Origin of the sequence: Coprococcus intestinihominis (assembly GCF_040096555.1) — a bacterium.
Classification (GTDB): domain Bacteria; phylum Bacillota; class Clostridia; order Lachnospirales; family Lachnospiraceae; genus Coprococcus_A; species Coprococcus_A intestinihominis.
Genome location: NZ_JBBMEK010000279.1, coordinates 1 through 4,123, shown reverse-complemented (window position 1 = coordinate 4,123; position 4,123 = coordinate 1). Strand labels below are relative to the sequence as shown.

Below are 4,123 nucleotides of genomic sequence, written 5' to 3'. Positions count from 1 at the left end.
AAATAAATCCGGGACGTAGAAAAGGGGATGTACAAATGAAGGTGTATGGCATTACAGGCGGTGCCGGTACAGGTAAATCCGAAGTGATCAAAATGCTTCAGCAGAATTTCGGAGGATGTGTGATTATGTCTGACGAAGTGGCAAGAGAACTGATGCAGAAGGGCAATATCAGCTATCAGCTGATCGTGGAATATTTTGGCAGGGATATTTTGATGGATGACGGCGAAATCGACAGAAAGAAGCTGGCCGATCATGTTTTTAACAACAAAGAAGCCCTGGAGAAGTTGAACAGTATGACGCATCCTTATGTAAAGGATGAGATACGAAAGTTGATCGCAGAGGCAGAGGCTTCCGGTGAGTGTCGTTTTGTGGCGTTGGAATCTGCCATTCTTCTTGAATGCGGATATGAAGATATCTGTGATGAATTCTGGTATGTGTATACGAAACCGGAGATCCGCAGACAGCGCATGAAGGAGACAAGGAATTACTCCGATGAGAAGGTTGATTCGGTGATGAGAAACCAGCAGCCGGATGAGGTCTTTTTTGAGCAATGTTCTTTTGTGATTAAGAATAACACAACATTATCGGATGTGTATGCTCAGTTGAAAAAGAAGCTGGATCAACAATAAATGCACGAATGATGAAATGTTTTAGCTGCCTTTGGCAGCCGTTTGTGTACTTTGATGAATTACTGTACTAATACAAAATAAATGTTGCGTTTAAAATGTCGATGGATTATAATTTAGTATAAAAGTTCTGCGCACAGATGCGTTTAACTTGAAAGTTATTATTTTACGATGAGAGGATGAGATGCATGCAATTTTCAACAATTGCCAGCGGCAGCAGCGGCAACTGTCTGTATGCAGCAAATGATGATACACATATTTTGATCGATGCAGGTATCAGTAAGAAGAGAATTGAGCAGGGACTTAAGAGTTTCGGCACAGAAGGTACTGATATTGATGCACTTCTCGTTACCCATGAACATATGGATCATATCCAGGGAATCGGTGTCTGGTCAAGAAGGTATCATGTGCCGATTTATGGGACAAGAGGAACATTGGAAGAAATATGGCGGACGAAGTCACTTGGCAAGGTGGATGAATCACTTTTTCATGTGATCCGGCCGGGAGAGACTTTCCAGATTAACGATATGACCATCCATCCTTTTTCTATTCCCCATGATGCAAGGGATCCTGTCAGCTATCAGATTGAAACGGCAGATGCAAGAATTGGAACAGTGACGGACCTGGGTTATTTTGATGAGGCGATCATCGATGAGCTTAAGGATTGTGATCTGCTCTATGTGGAAGCTAATTATGATCTGCATATGCTTGAAGTGGGACCATATCCCTATCAGTTGAAGCGCAGAATCGCCGGGAATTATGGCCATCTTTGCAATGAGATGTCCGGTCAGCTGGTCGGCAGACTCCTGAATGAGAGACTGCAGCAGGTGATCCTTGGACACTTGAGCAAGGAGAACAATTTTCCTGAGCTTGCGCTCAGAGCCGTTCAGAATGAATTGGAAAGAGATTTTTCAGTGACAAAAGAAGCGCTGCATATCAGCGTTGCCCCAAGGGATGAGGCAAGGGCTCTTATCACATTATAAAACGGAGGTATTGAATCATGAACAGGACAATTATTACAGTTATCGGCAAGGACAGAGTAGGTATTATTGCAACCGTATGTACATATCTTGCGGAGCATAAGATTAACATTCTTGATATTGATCAGTCCATTATCCAGGGCTATTTTCATATGATGATGATCGTAGATGCTAATGGTGCAGATAAGGAATTTGCCTCATTGGTGAAGGATCTTGATAAGATCGGTGAAGATCTTGGTGTTCAGATCAAAATGCAGCACGAAGAGATTTTTGACATCATGCATAGAATTTAACAAAGGCGGGTAAGATAAATGATCAATGTATTTGAAGTTCAGGAAACGAACAAGATGATTGAGGAGTCCAATCTGGACGTCCGTACAATTACAATGGGTATTAGTCTTCTTGATTGCTGTGATAATGATGTAGATGTTGTTTGTGATAAGATATATCGTAAGATCACTGAGAAGGCAGCGAATCTTGTGAAGGTCGGTGAGCAGATTGAGCTGGATTATGGTATTCCGATTGTCAATAAGCGAATTTCCGTAACGCCGATTGCACTGGTTGGCGGCAGCTGCTGCAAGACACCGGAAGATTATGTGAAGATTGCCAAGACCCTTGACAGAGCCGCTCATACAGTAGGCATCAACTTTCTCGGCGGTTATTCAGCCCTTGTTTCAAAGGGCATGACACCTGCGGACAAGCTGTTGATTGAATCTATCCCTCAGGCATTGGCAGAGACAGAACTCGTCTGCAGTTCTGTGAATGTGGGTTCTACCAAGACCGGTATTGATATGGATGCTGTCAAGATGCTGGGCGAGACCGTGAAGAAGACAGCAGAGCTGACAAAGGACAATGATTCTCTTGGTTGTGCGAAGCTTGTTATTTTCTGTAATGCACCGGATGATAATCCATTTATGGCAGGCGCATTCCATGGTGTGACAGAGGGAGATGTTGTCATCAACGTGGGTGTCAGTGGCCCTGGTGTTGTTAAACGTGCTATTGAAGAAGTCAAAGGTCAGGATTTCGGTGTGCTCTGTGATACAATCAAGAAGACAGCTTTTAAGGTGACACGTGTTGGGCAGCTGGTTGCCCAGGAAGCTTCCAGACGTCTGAACGTGCCGTTTGGCATTATTGACCTTTCCCTTGCTCCGACACCGGCTGTTGGTGACAGCGTTGCTGAGATCCTTCAGGAAATGGGTCTTGAGCGCGTGGGTGCACCGGGTACAACAGCGGCCCTTGCCCTTTTGAATGATCAGGTGAAGAAGGGCGGTATCATGGCTTCTTCTTATGTCGGCGGTCTGTCCGGTGCTTTTATTCCTGTATCTGAGGATCAGGGTATGATTGATTCTGTACTGGAAGGTGCACTGACCATGGAGAAACTGGAAGCGATGACATGTGTATGCTCTGTTGGTCTGGATATGATCGCTATTCCGGGAGATACAAAGGCAACCACTATTTCCGGTATGATCGCAGATGAAATGGCGATCGGTATGATCAACCAGAAGACAACTGCGGTCCGACTGATTCCGGTACATGGCATGAAAGTCGGCGATACAGCTGAATTTGGCGGATTGCTTGGTTATGCACCGATTATGAAAGTGAATGAATTTGACTGTTCGGATTTCATTAACCGCGGCGGCAGAATTCCGGCGCCAATTCACAGTTTTAAAAATTAATTTTATTTTGGGAGATAGAAATGGGAGTTTTAGAAGGTTTAAAACCGGAACGCGTTTTTTATTATTTTGAGGAGATCTGCAAGATCCCGCATGGTTCTTACAATGTAGCAGCCATCAGCGATTACTGTGTTTCTGTGGCACAGTCTCTGAATCTTGAGGTCCGTCAGGATGAAGAATACAATGTCGTAATCAGAAAGCCGGCTTCAGAAGGCTATGGCGAAGCGCCGGTTCTGATGCTCCAGGGACATCTGGATATGGTATGTGTCAAAGATGCAGGTGTGGATTTTGATTTTGCGAGAGATGGACTGAACCTGGTGGTTGAAGACGGATATGTCCATGCAAAGGGAACAACCCTCGGCGGAGATGACGGCATTGCCGTTGCCATGGGATTGGCAATTCTTGAGGATAATACGATTGAACATCCGGAACTGGAAGTGGTCTTTACAACTGAAGAAGAAGTGGGCATGGAAGGTGCCATTGCACTGGATACAGCTGATCTGAAGGCAAAATACCTTTTGAATCTTGATTCAGAGGATGAAGGGCATTTCCTTGCAGGCTGTGCCGGCGGTGTGAAAGCCACATCGTTTCTTCCGATGAGCTGTGCTTCCGCCGAGGGAACGGCAATGACACTGCATGTCCATGGCCTTGTGGGTGGACATTCCGGCTCAGAGATTGATAAAGGCCGTGCCAATGCGAACATTTTGCTTGGCAGACTGTTGTTTGAACTGCATGAAGCACTGCCATTTTGTATTATTTCTGTGGATGGCGGAGACAAGGACAATGCGATTCCTGTAGATAGTAAGGCTGAGATCGTGGTATCTGATGAAGACATCGATGAGAT

Annotated in this window: 5 protein-coding genes; all 5 read left to right on the top strand. The window is 45.0% G+C overall.

All coding sequences use genetic code 11. From position 1 onward, the window contains the following. Window positions 1-629 (top strand): dephospho-CoA kinase (coaE, locus tag WMO25_RS15555; protein ID WP_349086083.1); only part of this gene is annotated, 629 nt, incomplete at its 5' end. Window positions 630-814: 185 nt separating this feature from the next. Beyond that, window positions 815-1,609: an MBL fold metallo-hydrolase gene (locus WMO25_RS15550; protein ID WP_349086081.1), complete on the top strand. Its 795-nt coding sequence runs from the start codon at window positions 815-817 to the stop codon at window positions 1,607-1,609. A gap of 17 nt (window positions 1,610-1,626) precedes the next feature. Beyond that, window positions 1,627-1,899: an ACT domain-containing protein gene (locus WMO25_RS15545; protein WP_015514185.1), complete on the top strand. Its 273-nt coding sequence runs from the start codon at window positions 1,627-1,629 to the stop codon at window positions 1,897-1,899. An 18-nt stretch (window positions 1,900-1,917) separates the two neighbouring features. Continuing rightward, on the top strand, window positions 1,918-3,282 hold the full coding sequence (locus WMO25_RS15540; protein WP_349086079.1) for a PFL family protein: 1,365 nt from the start codon (window positions 1,918-1,920) through the stop codon (window positions 3,280-3,282). A 20-nt stretch (window positions 3,283-3,302) separates the two neighbouring features. Beyond that, a partial coding sequence (locus tag WMO25_RS15535; RefSeq protein ID WP_349086077.1) for a M20/M25/M40 family metallo-hydrolase occupies window positions 3,303-4,123 on the top strand: 821 nt, incomplete at its 3' end.

Coding starts and splice junctions, on each gene's coding strand:
- WMO25_RS15550 (WP_349086081.1), top strand. CDS start 815: ATGCAATTTTCAACAATTGCCAGCGGCAGCAGCGGCAACTGTCTGTAT.
- WMO25_RS15545 (WP_015514185.1), top strand. CDS start 1,627: ATGAACAGGACAATTATTACAGTTATCGGCAAGGACAGAGTAGGTATT.
- WMO25_RS15540 (WP_349086079.1), top strand. CDS start 1,918: ATGATCAATGTATTTGAAGTTCAGGAAACGAACAAGATGATTGAGGAG.